Source organism: Psychrobacter sp. AT9, from assembly GCF_047272965.1.
GTDB classification, from domain to species: Bacteria; Pseudomonadota; Gammaproteobacteria; order Pseudomonadales; family Moraxellaceae; genus Psychrobacter; species Psychrobacter glaciei.
On sequence record NZ_JBKOTW010000001.1, the window covers coordinates 822,260 to 843,497 of the forward strand.

At 45.4% G+C, this 21,238-nt stretch carries 16 protein-coding genes; 7 read left to right on the top strand and 9 right to left on the bottom strand.

The genetic code is table 11. From position 1 onward, the window contains the following. Window positions 1–110: 110 nt before the first annotated feature. The 4 genes from ACMFL8_RS03580 to leuS form a co-directional block, all read right to left on the bottom strand. Window positions 111–1,439: an efflux RND transporter periplasmic adaptor subunit gene (locus ACMFL8_RS03580; protein WP_413190094.1), complete on the bottom strand. Its 1,329-nt coding sequence runs from the start codon at window positions 1,437–1,439 to the stop codon at window positions 111–113. 259 nt (window positions 1,440–1,698) lie between these two features. After that, window positions 1,699–2,778 carry a DNA polymerase III subunit delta gene (gene holA / locus ACMFL8_RS03585; protein ID WP_413190095.1) on the bottom strand — a complete coding sequence of 360 codons (1,080 nt, stop codon included), beginning with the start codon at window positions 2,776–2,778 and terminating at the stop codon, window positions 1,699–1,701. A gap of 58 nt (window positions 2,779–2,836) precedes the next feature. Then, window positions 2,837–3,499: a hypothetical protein gene (locus tag ACMFL8_RS03590; protein ID WP_413190096.1), complete on the bottom strand. Its 663-nt coding sequence runs from the start codon at window positions 3,497–3,499 to the stop codon at window positions 2,837–2,839. A gap of 122 nt (window positions 3,500–3,621) precedes the next feature. Next, window positions 3,622–6,327, bottom strand: coding sequence for a leucine--tRNA ligase (gene leuS, locus ACMFL8_RS03595; protein WP_413190097.1), 2,706 nt, complete (start codon window positions 6,325–6,327; stop codon window positions 3,622–3,624). A 211-nt stretch (window positions 6,328–6,538) separates the two neighbouring features. Here leuS and ACMFL8_RS03600 point away from each other — a divergent pair, with 211 nt between their 5' ends. Together ACMFL8_RS03600 and ACMFL8_RS03605 are read left to right on the top strand one after the other, a co-directional pair. Beyond that, complete coding sequence (locus ACMFL8_RS03600) at window positions 6,539–6,916, top strand: arsenate reductase (RefSeq protein WP_413190098.1); 378 nt, start codon at window positions 6,539–6,541, stop codon at window positions 6,914–6,916. An 85-nt stretch (window positions 6,917–7,001) separates the two neighbouring features. Further along, the gene (locus tag ACMFL8_RS03605) at window positions 7,002–7,361 is read left to right on the top strand and encodes a hypothetical protein (protein WP_413190099.1); all 360 of its coding nucleotides are present in this window, start codon (window positions 7,002–7,004) and stop codon (window positions 7,359–7,361) included. A gap of 167 nt (window positions 7,362–7,528) precedes the next feature. Here ACMFL8_RS03605 and argB read toward each other — a convergent pair whose 3' ends face one another. From argB to ACMFL8_RS03630, 5 genes are all read right to left on the bottom strand, one after another. Beyond that, window positions 7,529–8,440 (bottom strand): acetylglutamate kinase, encoded by a 912-nt coding sequence (gene argB, locus ACMFL8_RS03610; protein ID WP_010198880.1) that lies wholly within the window; start codon window positions 8,438–8,440, stop codon window positions 7,529–7,531. Between the two features lie 382 nt (window positions 8,441–8,822). Beyond that, the gene (locus tag ACMFL8_RS03615; protein WP_413190100.1) at window positions 8,823–10,697 is read right to left on the bottom strand and encodes a phosphomannomutase; all 1,875 of its coding nucleotides are present in this window, start codon (window positions 10,695–10,697) and stop codon (window positions 8,823–8,825) included. A gap of 87 nt (window positions 10,698–10,784) precedes the next feature. Continuing rightward, window positions 10,785–11,249, bottom strand: coding sequence for a dUTP diphosphatase (gene dut / locus ACMFL8_RS03620; RefSeq protein WP_413190101.1), 465 nt, complete (start codon window positions 11,247–11,249; stop codon window positions 10,785–10,787). A gap of 145 nt (window positions 11,250–11,394) precedes the next feature. Then, complete coding sequence (mgtE, locus tag ACMFL8_RS03625) at window positions 11,395–12,798, bottom strand: magnesium transporter (protein ID WP_228293244.1); 1,404 nt, start codon at window positions 12,796–12,798, stop codon at window positions 11,395–11,397. Between the two features lie 141 nt (window positions 12,799–12,939). Then, complete coding sequence (locus ACMFL8_RS03630) at window positions 12,940–14,973, bottom strand: UvrD-helicase domain-containing protein (protein WP_194620361.1); 2,034 nt, start codon at window positions 14,971–14,973, stop codon at window positions 12,940–12,942. 800 nt (window positions 14,974–15,773) lie between these two features. Between ACMFL8_RS03630 and ndhC the strand changes: the two genes are divergently transcribed. From ndhC to nuoF, 5 genes are all read left to right on the top strand, one after another. Further along, window positions 15,774–16,397: an NADH-quinone oxidoreductase subunit A gene (gene ndhC, locus ACMFL8_RS03635; RefSeq protein ID WP_010198891.1), complete on the top strand. Its 624-nt coding sequence runs from the start codon at window positions 15,774–15,776 to the stop codon at window positions 16,395–16,397. Window positions 16,398–16,572: 175 nt separating this feature from the next. After that, window positions 16,573–17,241, top strand: a complete 669-nt coding sequence (locus ACMFL8_RS03640; RefSeq protein WP_010198893.1) for a NuoB/complex I 20 kDa subunit family protein — start codon at window positions 16,573–16,575, stop codon at window positions 17,239–17,241. 88 nt (window positions 17,242–17,329) lie between these two features. After that, the gene (gene nuoC / locus ACMFL8_RS03645; RefSeq protein ID WP_189586443.1) at window positions 17,330–19,105 is read left to right on the top strand and encodes an NADH-quinone oxidoreductase subunit C/D; all 1,776 of its coding nucleotides are present in this window, start codon (window positions 17,330–17,332) and stop codon (window positions 19,103–19,105) included. A gap of 200 nt (window positions 19,106–19,305) precedes the next feature. Continuing rightward, window positions 19,306–19,815: an NADH-quinone oxidoreductase subunit NuoE gene (gene nuoE, locus ACMFL8_RS03650; protein ID WP_240216825.1), complete on the top strand. Its 510-nt coding sequence runs from the start codon at window positions 19,306–19,308 to the stop codon at window positions 19,813–19,815. After that, window positions 19,812–21,236 carry an NADH-quinone oxidoreductase subunit NuoF gene (gene nuoF / locus ACMFL8_RS03655; protein ID WP_201593098.1) on the top strand — a complete coding sequence of 475 codons (1,425 nt, stop codon included), beginning with the start codon at window positions 19,812–19,814 and terminating at the stop codon, window positions 21,234–21,236. Before nuoE ends, nuoF begins: the two co-directional genes overlap by 4 nt. The last annotated feature ends 2 nt before the right edge of the window (window positions 21,237–21,238 follow it).

Genomic DNA, 21,238 nt, shown 5'->3' on the forward strand with positions numbered 1-21,238 from the left:
CGGTTTAGAAGCTGGAGGTATAGTCATAGCAGTGTCTTCAATCAAGTGTGGTGAGCGTCGTTATGAAAGGGCTGCCGCGCTCAAGCCCCCAATCGTCATATATAAAAAAGTTACATTCTTGGCGGACCGCCAGATTTACGACTGCTTCCTGAGTTTTCACCACTGTCTTCACTGATGATGACTTCTTCACCTTCTTTTAGACCACTTAATATTTGTGCGCTTACTCGGTTGTCGATACCGACTGTTACGGCTCGTTCTTCTACGCTGCCGTCATCTTTTAGCACGCGTACAAACTTGTTTGCTTTGGCTTGTCCAGCCGTTTTGTTTTTAGCAGGACTTTCTTGTATGACAGCTGATGGTACCAATAAAGCATTTTTAGCTTGGTCGATAACAATATAGATCTGAGCGGTCATATCTATGCGAAAACGCCGATCAGTATTAGGCACTTCGATGTAGCCGACATAGTAGATAGCAGCATCTGTTGAGCTGGTATCACTAATCGTTTCGGGAGCAGGTTCAATGGCTTTTAATATGGCATCAAATTTTTGATCAGGATTGCCGATGACATTGAAATAAACCGGCATGTTTGCTTTGACATTAATGACATCAGCTTCAGAGATTTGGGCGTTGATTCTGACGGTAGACAAATCTGCCAAGGTCACGATAGTCGGTGCTGTTTGATTGGCATTGACAGTCGTGCCTTGCTCAGTGGTCACCGATACGACCGTACCTGATATTGGCGCGCGAATCGTCGTATAGCTAAGATCTTCTTTAGCCGTACTAACGTTGGTCTGAGATTTTCGTAACGCGGCTCGTTGACTATTGACGTTGGCTGCGGCAGTGGCAATGGCCGCTCTCGCCGTATCGATAGCTGCTCGAGCATTCGCAACAGCAGCATTCGCGGTTTCCACGTTTGTCGCCTGAGTATCATATTCTTGCTGTGATATAGCATCAATAGCAACAAGACCCTGCAAACGTGAAAAGTCTGATTGCGCTTGTCTCAATTCTGATTGACGACTGGTAAGATCGGCTTGTGCGCTTTTTAGACCTGCTTGACGGCTTAGTACCTCAGCTTCGGCGCTTTCGATAGCAGCGACACTTTGCTCAAGGGTAGCTTGCTCGTTGCTTAGATTATTATTCTGAGTGACTTGATCAATTTGTGCGATTAAATCGCCTTGTTGTACTTGATCACCTACTTCAACATACAAACGAGTGACTTCGCCAGACACCTGTGCACCAACGTCGACCGTATTAAGCGCTTTAACCTTACCCGAGGCCATGACGTTGTTTTCAATATCGCCCATTTCAACGGTTGCCGTTAGGTAATTCGGAATCTCTTCTTTAGGTTTAAAGGTGTTATAAGCTAAGGCGATGAGTATCAGAACTACTAAGGCGATGATGCCCCATTTGATAGCAGGTTTTCTTTTCATTTTGGGCATAGGGCAATCCAATCACAGTAATAGCAAGTGTAGGTATAGTAGAGGCTTCATGTAAAAAATGAAATGGGAATTAGTTTACGAAAGGTTAAGGTGTTTTGGATAGGAAAAATATGGACGCATCATAGCCAGCAATGGATGCTTATATAATGTTGTATCGACGGTGTTTTTAAAGGTGCATAGAGCTGATGATGAAGAGTGGGATTGCAGAATGGACGATAGTGACTGTAAAACTGTAAAATCTAGTTGAAATATAATAAAATTATCGCATGGTAAACAAGCGCTTACCTGCTAATTCAAGCGCGGCCTGCAATAACAACTCCCACGCTGGCTGACGAACAAGCCCCTTAATCGCTTGATCACAACGATACAGCAGCGCAGGCCATTCAGCCGTTTGCGCTTTTGCTTGGCGGCGGCATGCTTGTTGATAGAGACCTTGCTTGCTACGCCAAATACCCAGTGCTTGCGGATCTTGGCCGTCCATTAATTGTATGATTTGGCGCATGTCTTTGCTGATTGCCCACAGTACCAAGGTCGTCGGCTCATCAGTGGCTTTCAGCTGAAAAATGATTTTTGCCACTTGTGCGCTATTGCCTGTCAGCATCGCATCGGACAGATCAAAGACACTGAATTGGGCGTCGCTGACCAAGGCGGCTTGAAGATCCTTGATATCTAATGCTACGTTTGGCGCGGTCGTTGTAGACTGATTACTGCCTTCGTGAGTTGCGTCATGACTACTAGCATCCAACTGCGGCGCAAATAGGTAAGACAGCCGCCATAAGGTTTGATAAGCACTTAACAGGTGATGCTCGGTGTGCGACATGAGCAGTTGCCATGCTTCTTGTGACAGTCTGAGTCCAAACTGCTGGGCTTGAATCTGCAACAGCTGCTGACGTTGCTGTTCATTGTATAAATTGCAATCAATGACGTGACCGTATTGAGAAAATGGCGCAAACCACTTGCTGCTTTGCGCTCTTTTGTCTTGTTTGGGCGTTAGCCATAATAAGCTATGACTGTGCGCCCCTGTTTGTGCCTCAACGGCAAAGCGCTCAAGCTCAGCGATAACCGATTTGTCTGGTTTATGATTGCCGGTCACGATCAGCGCGCTAGCATCATCAAATAAAGATTGGCTGCCAAGCTCTGACAGTACTTCTTGCCAGCTCTTAACTGATATCAGTTCTATACGTTTAATCGCGTAATTTTGTGCACGCCAATGCGGACGCAAGGCGTCAATCAGCCACTGACTCAATAAGGGCTCATCTCCATGTGCCAGCCACAAACCTGCTACCGCCACGGATGACTGTAGTAGTTTGGGATAGGCTTGTATAAAAGTATCTTGCATAGACTAATGAGGACACAGGTTTATGAGGATGGATGTGCAGAATGCCGTACGCTAAATATTAAGGGTTTGGTGCGTTTGGTACGATAACTGCCGTAGATGCTGACCCTGTTTGTGATGGTGTATTGGCGCTGGCAGGGGCGACTCTAGGCAGAGCAATGGCGACATACTGATCAGTGATACGGCGTGCCAAGCTGTCATAGAGCCAGTCACGAACTTGGTCGCCTTGCTGGTCATCGGTACTGACAGATGCTTCATTATACTGGTAGCTGCGCTCAACTTGGATGGGGTTGGTCAGCGTCACAACTTTGCCATTTTGTAAGGCTTGATAGCTGACATCTGCTGATATTACCAAGCGAATTTCTGTTAAAACGCCGACCAATTCATAACGCTTAAAGCGTATATTATTGACGCTAATCGCGGCAATGGGTTCCGCTGTAGCGTTTTTATTGTTATTGGCGACATCAGCCGAGGTCATATTATCAGTCACCTCGACACCCAAGGCCTCTAGGCGTCGTGTCAATGGTAACTTTAGTGGGAAGGAGGTACGATTGTCTTCGATAATGACTGCTGTTTTAGCAACATTAAATAGCATCGGCGTGTCATAACCTCGTAGCTGGAAGCCACAGCCGCTCAGCGCTGCTGTCGATCCAAGCACAGCAAACAGTGGCAAGCTTGTGAGTAATGCCGTCGCTAGCTTCTGTCCACTAGACCTTTTTGCCATACTGCATTGCCCACTTGGCTTACTTAATTTTGTTTGAGATGACTGCACAGCTCGATGCTTATACGACATAATCGCTATCCTTATGTTAATAAAAAGGCTTAAAACACTAAGTTTAAAAAGGTCTAGCCTGCAACCACGATATTGACCAGTTTATTCGGTACGACGATTTCTTTTTTGATTTCACCGGTCAAGAATTTTGCCACACTATCCATCGAGCGTGCTTGCGCTTTTAGCTGTTCAGGGTCGCTGTTCGGCGCGACATCCATCTTACCGCGCATTTTACCATTGACCTGTACCACCATCGTGATCATATCCTGTACTAGCGCACTTTCATCCACGGTTGGGTAGTTTAGGGTTAATGTATCGAGCCCTAGCTGCTCAAGTAAATGCTCGCCCGCATGCGGCGCATAGACCGACAGCATAATAAGCAAATCAATCAGCGCTTCGTGCTGGACTTGTAGATCCTGTCCACTATCGGCTTTAAAGCTCGAAAGTTCGTTGGCAAGTTCCATGAGGCTTGATACGGGCGTGTTTAGCGCCAGACGATCGCCCAAATCACTATCAATCTTGGCAATAGTCTCATGGGTCTTACGGCGTAAGTTTTTCGCTTCTTTACTTAAGTCTTTAGTGTTTATAGCTAATCCATGAAATGAATCAATTTCTAAGTTAGCATCAGCTAGTGTTTGGATATGCTCAGTAGCAATGCGCCATACTTTTTTAACGAAATTATAAGGACCTTTTAGCGCGTCATCTGACCATTCTAGCGTTTGATCGGCAGGCGCAGTAAATAGGGTATAAAGGCGAACCGTGTCAGCGCCATACTTATCAATGGTGATTTGTGGGTCAACACCATTGTTCTTTGACTTAGACATTTTTTCAATTTTGCCAATAGTCACTGGCTGACCATCTAACTTTAAAATGGCTTTAATCGGTTGACCACGCTCGTTGTAGTCAATATCAATATCTTCTGCAAAATAATAGGTCGTGCTGCCATCAGCATTAACACGGTAAAAAGTACCGGCAAGCACCATGCCTTGAGTCATAAGGTTGGCAAATGGCTCATCGCCTGACACCAGTGACTCATCGCGCATGAGCTTATGGAAGAAACGTGCATATAGTAAATGCATGACCGCGTGCTCTACACCGCCAACATATTGATCGACCGGCAGCCATTTGTTGGCAGCGGACTTGTTGACCATGTTTTGTGCATCATTTGGACTGGCAAAACGCGCATAGTACCAGCTCGACTCCACAAAGGTATCAAAGGTGTCGGTTTCGCGCTCAGCAGGATTGCCACATTTAGGGCAAGTGGTATTGACAAACTCTGGGATGTTTTTGAGTGGGTTACCGCGACCATCAGGAACAACATCCGTAGGCAATACTACTGGCAAATCTTGCTCTTCGACTGGTACGGTGCCGCAATGTTCACAGTTGACCATTGGAATAGGGCAACCCCAATAGCGCTGGCGAGAGACGCCCCAATCGCGGAGACGATATTGGATCTTTTTCTTCGCAAGTTCCCGTGGCTCAAGTTTGGCTAACATCGCTTCAAACGCTTGCTCAAAGTTCAAGCCGTCAAATTCACCTGAATTGACCAAAATGTTGCGCTCAGTATAGGCAAGATTTGGCTCAGAACCATCTGTTTTGGCTTCGGCGATAACAGACTCAGTATGACCATCAGGAGACTGGATAACTTGTTTGATAGGCAAGTCGTATTTAACGGCAAATTCATAATCGCGTTCGTCATGCGCCGGTACAGCCATGACTGCGCCAGAGCCGTAGCTCATCAGCACATAGTTGGCAACCCAAACAGGCACTTCTTCGCCAGTCAATGGATGCGTCACGGTGAGACCAGTGTCCATACCGATTTTTTCTGCTTTGGCTAGGTCTGCTTCCGCGACTGAGCCTTTTTTGCAAAGCGCACAAAACGCAGCAATCGTTTCATCATGCTCAGCTGCATACTGCGCCAATGGATGCTCAGCGGCAACCGCTACATAAGTGACGCCCATCAAAGTGTCGGGGCGGGTAGTAAAGACGTCTAAGCTATTGGCTTGGCCGGCAAGCTCATAAGGGAAGTGTACTTCCATACCCGCACTACGACCAATCCAGTTGCGCTGCATGGTCAGTACTTCAGATGGCCAGTGACCTTCTAATTGATCCAAATCATCAAGCAATTCGTCGGCATAATCGGTGATATTAAAGTAGTACATCGGGATATCGCGTTTTTCGACCGCTGCACCACTACGCCAGCCTTTACCGTCGATAACTTGCTCGTTGGCTAAAACTGTATTATCAATCGGATCCCAATTGACCGTCGCCAGCTTCTTATAGACCAAGCCTTTTTTGTATAACTGTAAAAACAACCACTGCTCCCACTGATAATACTCAGGGCTACAAGTGGCAAATTCACGCGACCAGTCAATAGACAAGCCAAGCAATTTTAGCTGCGCGCGCATGCTATCAATATTAGCGAACGTCCATTTGGCAGGCGGCGTCTGATTGGCAATCGCGGCATTTTCAGCGGGCAGGCCAAAACCGTCCCAGCCCATTGGCTGCATGACTTCATAGCCCTTGAGGCGATAGTAACGGCTCAGCACATCTGAGATGGTATAGTTACGCACGTGACCCATGTGCAGCTTGCCGCTTGGGTAAGGGAACATCGACAGCATATAGCGACTTGGCTTATCGCTAGGCTCGTTGCCCACTTCATAACGCTTATCCGTTGCCCATTTGGCTTGTTGCGCCGCTTCAATTAGCTGCGGCTGATAGTAGGTGCTGTCATTGGTATGATTAGTATTAGAAGGTTCTGCTGTCACGGCGTTGCTCATAGTCGGCTCGAAATTGATTAATACGAATAAATTGGGTGAAATTTCACAATGCCATAGCATAGCGTAATTTGGCAAAAATTGCGACGATATGATGGTGCGCTTGCTCGATATGTTTGATGTTTTAAAAACTAACGATGGCTAAGTTTCCGCTCTCATGCTCGGTAGTGTTAGGTATAATAAAGACAATAATGATAATTGACTTGGAGCTTATATGACCATCACCATTTACGGTATCAAATCTTGTAGCACGATGAAAAAAGCTTTTACTAAGCTTGATGAGCTGAATGTAGGTTATGATTTTCATGACTATAAAAAACAAGGCATCGATAGAGAGAGCGTCCAGCGTTGGGTAGATGAGTTGGGCATCGATAAAGTGCTCAACAAGCGCGGCACCACATGGCGCAAACTAACCGATGAGCAAAAGCAAGCTGCTGATGATAATGTAAATAATGCTATTGATTTACTTGTCGAAAATACCAGTATGATTAAACGTCCAATTGTAGAAGGTCAGATCGACGATAAAAATCAAGCTCAGCAAATACTATTATGCGGCTTTGATGCCACTGAATTTGAGGCAAATTTTCAATAAAAAGCTATCACTTTGGTGAATTATAAACTATGCTACTTATTAGTAGAATTAAGTTTGTTCGTTTGTAATAATCAAGGATAAGATTATGAAAAATTTATTGTTAATGGCAGCGTTGGCGGTGAGCCCTTTAATGGTTACAAGTGTGCAAGCAGCTGACTCGTCTACCAAAATTACCTTTGCAGATAATAGCTATTGCGGCAGTTTTACCGGTAATATTAAAAATGGTAAAGTGTTTCGCTTGTGGCTCATGCCAGATCAAAATCTGGTCATTCGCAATGTGGGTGACGATCGTATCAATGTTGCTTATGTCACAGGGCCAAATGGTCGCCTCGATGGTGACCGTTACGAAGATAGCACTTCTTATTTTACCGAGCGTAAAGGCAATCACCATATGAAAGTATACGGGAATAGTAGTTATAGTTCCGTAGAGTTCTGCGCTTATTAGGGTCTGTTTAGCGATCAGCAGTCCTAATATTTGAATGTTCAACAGACCCTAAACTTATTTGACTATGATTTGATTTGATTTCATAGCATTCAATCAATAAAGCCCGAACTTAGCATTGTCTATGTTCGGGCTTCGTTTTTCATATATCTGATTTGGTTAGTTGCTTGTTAGATCACCGTAGAATCTATCTCACGACTAATCAGCGTGCCGACACCTTCGTTGGTGAAAATCTCTAACAGCGTCGCATGAGGCACACGACCATCAACGATAACCGCACTTTTTACGCCACTGCGCACCGCATTGAGCGCACATTGAATTTTCGGAATCATACCACCTGAGATAGTACCGTCTTCAATCAAGCTGTCCACTTTCTTTGGCGTTAGTCCGGTGACGACTTCACCGTCACGACCCAGTACCCCTTTGATATTGGTCAATAGCATGAGCTTTTCTGCTTGCAAAAATTCAGCAACTTTACCCGCGACCAAATCGGCATTGATATTATAGGTATTGCCTTCGCTGTCGACCCCAAGTGGGGCAATCACAGGAATGAAATCAGAAGCAATTAGCATATTAATCACGTCTTTATTAACGCTGACAACATCACCGACAAACCCTAAATCGACGGGCACAGCGATACCATCTGCACCAATTTTTTCCATCATTAGTTTTTTGGCTAAAATTAAATTGGCATCTTTACCCGTCAGACCAATCGCGCGGCCACCGTGTTTATTGATTAAGCTGACGATAGATTTATTGACGCTACCGCCCAATACCATCTCGACGATATCCATCGTACTTTTGTCAGTCACTCGCATACCATCGATACGGTTGGACTGGCGACCGAGCTCTTTTAGTAGATTGTCTACCTGTGGGCCACCGCCATGTACGACGACAGGGTGTATACCGACGGTTTTTAGCAAGACGATATCACGAGCAAATGAGCTCTCAAGCTCAGGGTCGGTCATGGCGTTGCCACCGTATTTGACCACAATGAGCTTATCCACAAAGCGCTGGATATAAGGCAGTGCTGTGGTTAATACTTCAGCGGTATTTTTGGCTTCATCCAAATTAAGCGTCATGATAAGCTCCTAAAATTTAGTTCTAAAAGAGATGGGTTTAAAAAGTTGGTTTATTACGGCTGACTATCGTTAGACAGGCTTATCTTAGGGCGTGTTGAACATTCACAAATAGGCACTGACAGAGACTATTTTTTGCCACTTCATGGTTAAAAATAGACGTTTAGAATGACTAAACTTACTGTTTTAACGTCGAACTGTCTAAAAAATAGTCTCTGTCAGTGCCATGGTCGAATGTTCAACACGCCCTAATTATTCTCAGATATGCTTGTCTTTATAATGATAAAAAACAATTTATACAAGGATTGGTAGCGAGATTTTATGTCAGCGGCTAGGCAATGATGATAATGAAACAAGGTAATTCAATCAAAGTCAGTTCAAAAAACTATTCAGAGAGAAGTGCTGCAATCTGCTCTGCCAAGTTTTTATCAAATGGGCGACACAGCGCGACGAAGCGGGCTTGTATGTCTTTCAAATCTGTAAGGCTGTCACCAGCAAAGCGCACGGTCAAATGATGACTGGTGTTTGATTGGCGTAATACACCAAAACCATGGGCGAAATCTAAGCGCACGCCATCAATACAGGTCAGCTGCGTGCCGCTCGGTAATAACTGCTTTGCTTGTGCTAACGTTGTGTGCTTGACGCTCGACGATACACAAGTGCATTGTGATGAGACATAAGCCGCAGTCAGTGCGCTGTCGAGGTCGTCAGAAGGCGCGGCAACCAAACACTGCAAATAACAACAAAATTCTGCCAATTGCTGCACGATTGGGCACTGCACAGGTGCTCTATTGGGTAAAGGTAAATAATGATCTGCTGTACTGACCAACATTGGTAATTGATGGGTAATATCAGTCAAGCGAATAGGGCGTGACTGTTCAATCGGCTCACCCCATAAACCAACAGCAGCCGATGATGTGTCACGATGCGTCGCTGTATAGGCCAACCAATGTAGTAGGCGCAAGCCCGCATACATCGCATCATCATGAGCAGTAAAATAACCATCGTTAAAAATAAAGTGCCCAGACAATTCGCCTGCGAATAAGATTTGACTGTCATCGGCCTGTAGCTGTTGACGCATTAAACTACTGCCAGTTTTACTCAGGATTGGAGTCGCTCCCAAATCGCTCAAAAGAATAGGCAGATGGTGTGAGCATTTAATATCGAACAGCACTTGCGGGGACGCGGTATGAGTTTGCCATGTCTCTGGACGCTCGCTAATGGCGACTGAGGCGAGCAAATACAGCAAATGATCGGGCATGACTATTTTGCCACTGTTGTCGACGATCATCAGTCTATCGCCATCACCGTCGAATGCTAGACCAATATCAGCAGTATTAACGATGACATTTTGTTGCAACTCTGCCAATCGATTCGGCTCAGTAGGGTCAGGGTTACCCATGGGAAAATTACCATCAGGGGTGTCATTGATGATGATGACGCGCTGGCAAAAAGTGGTAAATAAGGGTAGGGCAATCCTGCTAGTGGCCCCATGCATACAATCAATAACGATGGTGAGATCAAGCTTTTTAAAGGTTCGTTTGTTACTAGCTGATAGGTTTTGCTCAGGATAAATACTGACAAATACTTCGGCAATGGCATCAATATAAGGCGTTGCCACAGTGTCAGTCGGCAAGCCAATGACCGATAGCACTGAAGTTGCCTGTTTGTCATTACTTTGGCTAGCACTTGGAAGCTTAAGGCTGTCACTATTACTATCGATCTGATTGTGGTGTTGGTTGGTATCAAACGCTATCAAATCTTGATGAAGCATTTGAATATCTTTAGCACTAGGAGAAGTATTACCGACCAGCCATTTAATACCTAAGATGCCTTTTGCAGAATGACTGGCGGTGACCATGATGCCATGACCAGCGTATTGCTCGGTCCAAAATGCCATCATCGGGGTCGTAATCAACCCTAAGTTAATCACTTGGAGGCCTTGCTTTTGTAGGATCGATGCCAATGACTGAGCCATACTGTCACTACCGCAGCGTACATCATAGCCGATGATGACCGTGGTTTCTTTCGGCTTTTGATGCGGTTTAACGTTGCTGTTAGAAATATGGCTATTAGCAATGGGGCTACTAGAAATGGTGCTGTTAGAAATGGGTTTGCTACGTTGTTTCGCATTATGGTTTTTATAAAGTCGCACAAATGCGGCGCCCAAAGCCTGTATAAAATTCGGAGTAAAGTACTGCTCGTCGCCGCGAATATCGTAAGCACGAAATAAGGATTGCTGCGTCGCAAAAAACGGCATGACTTTACTCTCCTTATCGTCGTGGTTGATATTGTCGTGATACATGCAAAATGGCTAGCCAGTGACTATCTATACAGATTAATCGTCTTAGTGACGACCCGAATGTCCAAACCCGCCAGCACCGCGTACGCTTTCGTCACTGAATTCTGCCACCACTTCAAACTCAGGACGGGCGACAGGCACTACGATATATTGCGCCATACGTTCTGCTGGACTGAGTACAAAGTCGTCTCCACTACGATTCCAAATACTCACCATCAGCTCACCTTGATAGTCCGCATCAATCAATCCGACCAAGTTACCCAAGACGATACCGTGCTTATGCCCAAGCCCTGAGCGCGGCAAAATCATACCAGCATAGTTGGGGTCTTGAATATAAACAGCGAGACCAGTACCGATCAAATGCGTTGCGCCTGCTTTAATGGTCAAAGGCTCGTCAATGCAAGCACGTAAGTCGATACCTGCACTGCCATCGGTGGCGCGAGTAGGTAAAGAAAACGCTTTATCTTCAACGATTTTAGGATTTAACACTTTTACTTGTACAGCTTGCATAACGCACTCACTTAACGATTTGATGGTTTTTAAATTATGATTTTGAACAAAAGTTATTCAAGATTTCTATGTAACAAGATCTCTATGTAAATAGCAGTTCTATATGTTGACTGGGTAATTATTGATTCAGTCACTTAATATTCAATTAAAGTATCAGCACACTCGCCAAGCCCAAGAATGACATAAAGCCGACGATATCGGTTACTGTGGTCAAAATAACAGAAGCAGATAGCGCAGGGTCGATATTCATCCGCTTTAGCATCAGCGGTATACTAATACCTGAAACATTAGCGGCGGTCATGTTAATCGCAATCGCAAAGCCAATCACGGCGCTGATTTTGATATCATCAAACCATAATTGGGCAATAAATGCCATGATTATCGCCCAAATGATACCGTTTATCGCACCAACCCACAGTTCTTTGTTTAGGAGCCAGACACGGTTAGAACCACCAATTTGACCCATTGCCATACCACGGATGACAACCGTGAGTGTCTGTGAGCCAGCGATACCGCCCATACTGGCGACTACTGGCATGAGGATTGCCAGTGCCACGACTTGTGCCAATACTTCCTCAAACTGTCCAATCACCGCTGCCGCCAAAAGCGCGGTACACAAGTTGATGCCCAGCCAGACACTACGGCTTTTGGCACTGGTTAGGATAGGTGCAAACAACTCTTCATCTTGACTGACACCAGCGAGGTTTTTCATGGTGCTATCGACATCATCTTGGATAATTTCCATGATATCTTCGCCATTTAACTGACCGACCAATTCGCCATAACTGTTAATCACAGGCGCGAAACGAATGTCTTCTGAACGAAAAATCGCAGCGGCATCTTGAATGTCTAAACGATCATTGATCGTAATGGCTGTATCAATCAGCGCTGACACCAACGTGTTTTGCTCATGCTTAATCAAATCGACCAGACTCAGCAGTCCAAGTAATTGCTGGCTTTGATCGACGACCAGTAGCTCTTGGCTTTGGTCATCAAGCAAGTCGTCGTTTTCGCGTAGCCAATGCTGTACATCAGAAAGGTGGATGTCATCTCTTATCTGGATAATGTCAGGATCCATGTAACTACCCACTTCCCAGTCGGCATAAGTATCCAGTTTATTAACTTGGACACGAGTTTCTTCATCCAGCGTTGCCATGACTGAGGTACGCACGCTCTCAGTAACGGTGTCCAAAATTTCTGAGATGTCTTGGGCATCAAGGTCTTGGGTAAATAACGATATTTCTTGAGAAGAGATATTCTCCATCAACGGCTGGCGCGTATCGTACTCTAGTTCTGCAAGCACTTCACCTTTGATGTTTTCTGGTACTTGCTCCCAGATTAGTAGACGGTTTTGAGTGGGAAAAGACTCGAGTAGGTTGGCAATTTCATATTCCGACTGCTTCTCTAAAAACTCAGTAATCGCCTCATAAGCTTTATCAGCAACCAAACCCTGCAAGTACAGCAGTTTATATTCGGCGCTATATTCAGCCGGATTATAATCTCCTGATAGCATAGAGGGGCGTTCCTGATTGGGCGTCTGGGTAGGCATAAGGGTTCCAATGTTTTTAGAAGATAGAAATGATATCGTCAAAGTATCTGTAAATGATTACAGCGTTAACTTTGTTTAATGTGCTAATTGATGACACGCCCGAATATTACTTTGCAGCCATCAATAGTGCTAATGCTGCGGTTAGCGCTTACCCAGTAACGCTCGAATATTGGCCAAATATTCATCAGCAACCGCTTCTGGGTCTTTAGTCGCCTTTTTCTTTTTCGCTTTGGCAGGCCAATCAATATGATCCTCAGGCAGCTCATCCAAAAATCTTGATTCTGAGGTAACGCGCATTTGTCCGCCAGCACGGCGCTGGGTCGCGAGCGTCAGTGTCAGCTCACGGCGTGCACGGGTAATGCCTACGTACATCAGACGGCGCTCTTCTTCGACCGTCTCGCTCATGATAGAGTTGCGATGCGGCAGCATTTCTTCTTCAAGCCCCATGATGTAAACAAAATCAAATTCCAGACCTTTTGCGGCATGCAAGGTCATCAAGTTAACTTTATTAGTGTTCTCTTCTTCTTGCTGCTGCTCAAGCATATCGAGCAACACTAGCTTACGGATAATAGTATCAATCGTCCGATCTTCATCTTCTTCAGCACGATTGATTAACGACTGAATACTGGTATAAAGCATGTCGATATTATCGATACGGTTTTTTTCTTGTTGTGGCGTTTTGGCATCACTACGCACAAAATCAATATAACCGGTCTCATCAATCATCTGGCGCACGATTGGCACGGGGTCAGGATGTTGATCCAACTCGCGGGTATAATGCTCGATGAATTCACCAAACTCTTTTATCGTGCCATAAGCCTTCGATGGCAATACGTGAGCAAGACCAGCGTGCGTGCAAGAGGCCAATAATGAGATGCTATGCTCTTGCGAAAACAAACCAAGCTTTTCGAGGGTTGCAGGTCCCATACCGCGCTTAGGCGTATTGATAATACGCAAAAACGCGCTGTCGTCTTCGGGGTTCAAAATCAGACGCAGATAGCCCATGATGTCTTTGATTTCACTACGCGCAAAGAAAGACTGACCGCCGGACAACTTATAAGGCACTTGCAGTTGCCGCAATTGCGCTTCCAACATGCGCGCCTGAAAGTTACTGCGGTAGAGGACAGCGTACTGTTCCCACTCATTACCAAAGCGCAGTTTATGGGTGACGATCTCTTTCGCCACGCGCTCGGACTCGTCGTCATCATTACGACAGTTGATAATGCGGATTTTTTCGCCTTGACCTTTATCTGACCAGAGTTTCTTTTCGAATAAATGCTCGTTATTCATAATAACGGCGTTAGCAGAGGTCAAAATACGCGTGGTCGAACGATAGTTTTGCTCTAGCATGACGATTTTTAGTTTCGGAAAGTCTTCTTTGAGCAGCGCCATATTTTCAGGCTTAGCACCACGCCATGCATAGATAGATTGGTCATCGTCACCCACGACGGTAAAGCGCCCTTGCGGTCCGACCAGATATTTAATCATTTCATACTGCGCAGTATTGGTGTCTTGATACTCATCGACCAATAGATAGCGAATGCGATTTTGCCATTTATCACGCAGCTCTCTGTTTTCACGCAGTATTTTGGTCGGTAATACAATCAAATCATCGAAATCGACCGCATTATAAGCGCGCAAATTACGCTCATAAAGCGCATACAAGGTCGCAAAAATCATATCTTCTGGATCGTCTAAGGTTTCCATCGCCTTGTCAGGTTCAATCAGATCGTTTTTCCAATCAGAAATCATTTTAATGGCTTTACCAACCAGCTCGCGACTTTCAGCCCCGCTTAAGTTATCACGCATCATCAGCTCCATCAGCAAACGCTTACTATCGTCGCTGTCCATGATGGAGAAGTTGCCTTTTAGCGGCGTATGAATCAGCTCATAGCGCAAAAACTGCAAGCCAAACTGGTGAAAAGTTGACACGGTCAGTCCGCGCATTTTTTCACTTGGTAGCAGCTTGCTCACCCGCGCTTTCATCTCACGTGCCGCTTTATTGGTAAAGGTCACCGCCGTGATGCGCTCAGCTGGCATGTTGCATTCTTCGATCAGGTAGGCAATCTTACGCGTAATCACTGAGGTCTTACCGGATCCGGCACCTGCTAGTACGAGTAATGGACCAGATACGTAGAGCATCGCTTCTTGTTGTTTGGGATTAAGTTGACTCATAACGTGACCTGTAAGACAAAAGCAAAAAAGAGGGTAGAGCTGATAGTATCGTGGCTAAACGAACGCGGCGTGTATGATTAAAGTCGATATCGTGGCGATATTTTTAATCAAATTAATCAGGCAATTAAAGTAATAGGGTGTGCTGTTTATTGAAAATGTGCCATTAAAATTGGCTGGGCTATTATAAAGCAAAAACCATAACTTTGGGTAAGGAGTTGGCTGATGACAATGGCATGATAAAGCATGCAATATTTAGCAGCAACGCTACTGATGACGGTTGGCAATAAAAAGTAAGGATTTGGTGTTAATATAAGGTAACGTCTATATCATAATTTATAGATAAAAAAATATGTTTTTTTTGCTTATAAAGTGACCGTCCAATGCAGTTAAAAACTAGCTTTTGAACCATGATATGCGTATAGTACGTAAATAATTTATGCCAGTTGTCACGTCACTATTGACCACGTGTAATGAGCTATTAAATCAATTAAATAAAACATCAAATATGATATTGATTTAATACGTTGATCTTACGTTGTTAGAAGATGCGTTAGGCGACCAGCTTTCTCCGCGCGCGTATCGGGATTCTACAGTTGGGCACGTCTGACACCGTCGTCAATAAGCTTGATAATTGGTTATTACCAGCACAGTACCTATAATCATCATCGAATTACTGATAAAGAGTGACTCGATGACAGTTACTTTGTGTTTTCGTCTGCGTTACGCCTGTCGCAAAATTGCCTTAATGGGTATATCTGCGCTGCGCTTGACACTCGATTGGGTGAGGAGCACGTATTATCATGTCTGCTTTTAATTGGTCAGCAGTTGCGTTTATTTTAGCCGCTATTGGGCTAGTTGTTTTTATGCTGGTCGTTCCGCGCTTGCTTGGCGGTCGCTCTCAGGGCTCACAAAAAGAAGAAGTATTTGAAGCGGGTGTTGTCGGATCTGGCAACGCCCGTATTCGTTTGTCTGCCAAATTCTACTTGGTCGCCATCTTCTTCGTCATCTTTGACTTAGAGGCGTTGTACTTATACGCCTATGCGGTCTCCGTTCGTGAAACTGGCTGGGCTGGGTTTATTGCGGCGGCAACCTTCATCATTGATTTGTTAATCGGTCTGGTATACGCTTTAAGTTTAGGGGCGCTAAACTGGGCGCCTGCTGACAAACTGCGTAAAAAAGCACGTCTCTATGCTGCGCCTGCGCCCTTTAATTGGGCGGATATCACTAAGTTTGATGGTGTCGATGAGCTGATGGTCGACCCGACGGGTAAGATACCAGCGCAGTCTTCAGGACAGATTAACGTCTCTAACAATATTGAGACCAATCGCCGTCATTTACAGAACATCGATCATATTAATACCACGGGTAACGTTACTTCTGTGGACTTTGCGACGTCTGCACAGCCAGACAAAGCGGGGCGTTAATGCCAGCTGTTGATCTTAGCTTATAGCGTTCGTAAAAAAGATGAGCAGCCAGATATAAAAACGTTTGTTTATATTGATGATCGTTGATGATTAGCCACTTATTAATAACAGAAGTTATGGCGCTAGTGCTGGCAAGATGATTGCCCTGCTGAGCCTAATATAAAGGTTGTATGTTATGAAATACACATTAACAAAAGCCAACCCTGATGCAGATGTCTATCCTGCACAGACCAGTCAAACGGTCAACGATCCTATCGAAGACGAAGTCAATAAAAACGTCTTTATGGGTCGCCTAGAAGACCTCGTTCACTCGACTGCAAACTGGGGGCGCAAGCACTCACTGTGGCCATTTAACTTTGGTACCTCTTGCTGTTATGTCGAGTATGCCACTACTCTGACGGCGGTTCATGATTTGTCACGCTTTGGGGCAGAAGTTATTCGCGCCTCACCGCGTCAGGCAGATGTGATGATCGTCGCTGGTACTTGCTTTGTCAAAATGGCACCCGTTATTCAGCGTCTTTATGAGCAAATGCTTGAGCCAAAATGGGTTATCTCGATGGGCGCTTGTGCCAACTCAGGCGGCATGTATGATATCTATTCGGTCGTGCAAGGCGTGGATAAAATCATCCCTGTCGATGTCTATGTACCAGGTTGCCCGCCGCGTCCAGAAGCGCTGATTCAAGGCTTGATGCTACTACAAGAGTCTATTACCAAAGAGCGTCGTCCGCTGGGCATTCATGTCAATGAGCAGGGTATCTACAAGCCACAAATGACCCCTGAGCGTGACCGTAAGCAAGCCGACCGTATTGCGGTCAAAAACTTGCGTAGCCCAGACAGTATTTAGATTCACAGTAACAACCTCAACGTTTTATACGCTCATCACAGTGTAGTTATGATGAATCAGTTATGATTAATGAAGGAATACATCATTCATGGTCACGGTAGTCGAAAACATAGATCCTAAGATTAAGCCTGTTCCAGCCGTCATCAAAGAGCTGGAGCATAAATATGCCGGTAAGTTCGTGGTGCAGCACACTGTTGATGAGATTCCAACGGTTTGGGTAGCGCGTGCTGACTTGCTGGATATTCTCTTATTCCTACGTAAATTGCCTAAGCCTTACGTCATGCTATTTGACTTGTCAGCGATAGATGAGCGCTTGCGCCAACATCGCCAGGGCATGCCTGACAGTGACTTTACGGTCTTCTATCACTTAATGTCGTTTGAGCGTAACAGTGATGTCCGTATCAAGGTCGCGTTGAGCGAAGACGACGTCAATGTACCGAGCGCTACGCAGATTTGGCCAAATGCCAACTGGTACGAGCGTGAAGTTTGGGACATGTTCGGTATTGTCTTTACGGGACATCCGCATTTGACCCGTATTTTATTACCGAAATACTGGGAAGGTCACCCACTGCGCAAAGAATATCATGCGCGAGCGACCGAATTTACCCCATACTTCTTGAATACGGCTAAGCAGCAATACGAGCAAGAAAACCTGCGTTTTGTTCCAGAAGAGTGGGGCATGAAGCGTTCAGGTCGTGATGAAGACTTTATGTTCTTGAATATCGGTCCTAACCATCCCTCTGCTCACGGTGCCTTCCGTTTAGTACTACAGCTGGATGGTGAAGAAGTCGTTGATTGTATCCCTGATATCGGCTATCACCATCGCGGCGCAGAAAAGATGGCGGAGCGTCAAACGTGGCACTCATACATTCCTTATACCGACCGTATTGATTATCTCGGCGGTGTGATGAACGAGCTACCGTACATTATGTCGGTCGAAAAGCTGGCTGGGATTACGATTCCACCACGCGCTGAAACCATCCGCGTGATGATGAGTGAGTTTTTCCGTATTACCAATAACTTGCTATTCGTCGGTACTTTCATTCAGGATGCGGGTGGTATGACCCCTGTATTCTATATGTTTACCGATCGCCAAAAAGCCTATGACGTCATCGAAGCCGTGACTGGCTATCGTATGCATCCCGCTTGGTTCCGTATCGGCGGTACAGCTGCTGACCTGCCACGTGGTTGGCAGCGTCTGGTTCGTGAGTTCTTAGATTGGATGCCAAAACGCTTGGACGAATATGTCAAAGCGGCATTACAAAACAGTGTGCTCAAAGGCCGTACTCAAGGTGTTGCACAATATAATGCCAAGCAAGCATTGGCTTGGGGCGTCACTGGCGCTGGTCTACGTGCCACTGGTGTGGATTTTGATCTACGCAAAGCACGTCCCTATATGGGCTATGAAAACTACGACTTTGAGATACCAGTTGGCTACAACGGCGATGCTTATGACCGCTGTATGGTAAAAGTTGAAGAGATGCGCCAGTCGTTACGCATCATCCGTCAATGTATGGATAACATGCCACAAGGTCCATACAAGGCAGACCACCCATTAGCCGTGCCACCACCAAAAGACCGTACGCTAAACGATATTGAGACCTTGATTAATCACTTTATCTCCGTATCTTGGGGTCCTGTGATGCCAGCGGGTGAGTGTACGACGATTGTAGAAGCGACTAAAGGTCTGAATAGTTATTACATTACCTCAGATAAGGCGACGATGAGCTATCGCACCCGTATTCGTACACCGACATTTGCGCATTTGCAGCAGATGCCATCAGTCATTAATGGTTCGCTCGTCTCTGATGCCATTATGTATTTGGCATCGATTGATATTGTGATGGCGGATTGTGATCGCTAGTGCTTTAATCTAAACAGTGCTTTAATCTAAGAATAGTGCTTTGCTCAAAGAATTATAGTTTTGAAAAAAGATAAGTTAATCAATATATTACTGCCAAATGGCACACCAAAATGCTGTAATATTTCAGTGCAATGATAGTCAGTGTTTAGACCGTCAATGTAGTGTGATAAAGCGTGATGAGTGAGGAAAGATAGAAGATTATGAAAATTGTTTCCGACAAAATGCCAAAAGTAGATGTGGCAAGTATCCTCACTGCTGAGGAAATTGCTGCCATTCATGAGTTTATGCATCATTACCCACAGGCGCGTGCCGCCTCGCTAGATGCGCTGAAAATTGTGCAAAAGCGCAACGGCTGGGTCGATGATGCGCAAGTGAATGCTATCGCTAATATCTTAGATATTCCGATGTCAGATATGGACGGCGTTGCCACGTTTTTCAACCGTATCTATCGTCAGCCTGTCGGTCGCCACGTGATTCTTATTTGTGATTCAGTGGCTTGTTATTTGACCGGTTATGAGGCGTTATCGGCTGAAATCAGATCGCAACTAAACATTGAGTATGGTCAGACGACCACTGATGGTCGTTTTACGCTATTACCGATTTGCTGCTTAGGTAACTGTGATAAAGGGCCTGCGGTGCTGATAGACGAAGACACTTATGGCCCTGTCCAGCCCTCCGAGGTCGCGCAATTATTGGAGCTATACGCATGAGTTTAACGATTTCAGAGCAAATTGCTCGTCGCGGTCAAGGCCAAGCGCCAAGCCAGCTAAATGCACAGCGTGTTCCAATCTATGGTGATAAAGAGACAGCTACCAGCGAAACCAAGCCTTTGACTTGGCGTTTGGCGCATCATGATGCCGTGCTTGATTTATCTACTTATGAATCTCTAAAAGGCTTTACTGGTTTAAAAGAAGCGTTATCTAAGTCGCCTAAAGCAGTCGGTGATATGATTAAAGCTGCCAACGTCAGAGGTCGCGGTGGTGCGGGCTTTAACGCTGGTTTAAAGTGGACATTCATGTCGCCACCAGATGGTTTGCCGCGCTATCTCATCTGTAATGCTGATGAGATGGAGCCGGGTACGTTTAAAGACCGTCTATTAATGGAGCGTCTACCACTTCAGCTTATCGAAGGTATGCTTATCACTGCGCATGCTATCGGTGCAACTGACGGTTATATCTTTATCCGCGGTGAGTACATTTTAGCTGCTCAGCGCTTGGTTACTGCTATCGAAGAATGCTTGGCCAATAATCTAATGGGCGATAACATTCTTGGCTCAGATTTTAGCTTTAATCTGCATGTACATACTGGCGCTGGGCGCTATATATGTGGTGAAGAAACAGCATTGATTAACTGCTTAGAAGGTCGCCGTGCTAACCCACGTACCAAACCACCTTTTCCGCAAATCTCTGGTGCATGGGGCAGACCAACGGTTGTCAACAACGTTGAGACCTTGTGCAATATGCCTGCGATTCTAAATCATGGCGTCGAATGGTATCAGTCGTTGTCTGATGTTAAAGGCAAAAGTAAAACGCCAGGCACAAAACTGTTTGGTTGTTCAGGCTTGGTCAATGACCCCGGTTTGTGGGAGCTACCATTTGGTTATACCGCTCGTGAAATCATCGAAGATTTGGCGGGTGGTATGAAAGACGGCAAAAAGCTTAAAGCATGGTTGCCGGGCGGCGCATCGACCGACTTTTTGACCGCTGATCATCTAGATGTGGTTGTAGACTTTGACACCATTCAAGAAGCGGGTAGCCGTATGGGTACGGGGCTGATTATGGTCGTCGACGAAGCACAAGATATGGTGCCGCTACTACGCAATCTCGAGATTTTCTTTCAGCGCGAATCCTGCGGTTGGTGTACACCATGCCGTGATGGTCTACCGTGGGGCGTTAAACTGCTTACCGCTATCAATGATGGTGAAGGGCAAGTGGGCGATGTCGAAAAACTAGAAGGCCTTACGCGTGACTTATGGATTGGTAAAACATTCTGTGCGCATGCACCGGGCGCGATGGAACCACTGATGAGTGCGATTAAATATTTCCGTCCTGAATTTGATCAAAAAATCGCGCAGGCGGTTGGTGTCGATGTCATTGATGCGGCAGCCAATCAACAGCCAGAAGTGAAATAAGG

Coding starts and splice junctions, on each gene's coding strand:
- ACMFL8_RS03580 (WP_413190094.1), bottom strand. CDS start 1,439: ATGCCCAAAATGAAAAGAAAACCTGCTATCAAATGGGGCATCATCGCC.
- holA (WP_413190095.1), bottom strand. CDS start 2,778: ATGCAAGATACTTTTATACAAGCCTATCCCAAACTACTACAGTCATCC.
- ACMFL8_RS03590 (WP_413190096.1), bottom strand. CDS start 3,499: ATGGCAAAAAGGTCTAGTGGACAGAAGCTAGCGACGGCATTACTCACA.
- leuS (WP_413190097.1), bottom strand. CDS start 6,327: ATGAGCAACGCCGTGACAGCAGAACCTTCTAATACTAATCATACCAAT.
- ACMFL8_RS03600 (WP_413190098.1), top strand. CDS start 6,539: ATGACCATCACCATTTACGGTATCAAATCTTGTAGCACGATGAAAAAA.
- ACMFL8_RS03605 (WP_413190099.1), top strand. CDS start 7,002: ATGAAAAATTTATTGTTAATGGCAGCGTTGGCGGTGAGCCCTTTAATG.
- argB (WP_010198880.1), bottom strand. CDS start 8,440: ATGACGCTTAATTTGGATGAAGCCAAAAATACCGCTGAAGTATTAACC.
- ACMFL8_RS03615 (WP_413190100.1), bottom strand. CDS start 10,697: ATGCCGTTTTTTGCGACGCAGCAATCCTTATTTCGTGCTTACGATATT.
- dut (WP_413190101.1), bottom strand. CDS start 11,249: ATGCAAGCTGTACAAGTAAAAGTGTTAAATCCTAAAATCGTTGAAGAT.
- mgtE (WP_228293244.1), bottom strand. CDS start 12,798: ATGCCTACCCAGACGCCCAATCAGGAACGCCCCTCTATGCTATCAGGA.
- ACMFL8_RS03630 (WP_194620361.1), bottom strand. CDS start 14,973: ATGAGTCAACTTAATCCCAAACAACAAGAAGCGATGCTCTACGTATCT.
- ndhC (WP_010198891.1), top strand. CDS start 15,774: ATGTCTGCTTTTAATTGGTCAGCAGTTGCGTTTATTTTAGCCGCTATT.
- ACMFL8_RS03640 (WP_010198893.1), top strand. CDS start 16,573: ATGAAATACACATTAACAAAAGCCAACCCTGATGCAGATGTCTATCCT.
- nuoC (WP_189586443.1), top strand. CDS start 17,330: ATGGTCACGGTAGTCGAAAACATAGATCCTAAGATTAAGCCTGTTCCA.
- nuoE (WP_240216825.1), top strand. CDS start 19,306: ATGAAAATTGTTTCCGACAAAATGCCAAAAGTAGATGTGGCAAGTATC.
- nuoF (WP_201593098.1), top strand. CDS start 19,812: ATGAGTTTAACGATTTCAGAGCAAATTGCTCGTCGCGGTCAAGGCCAA.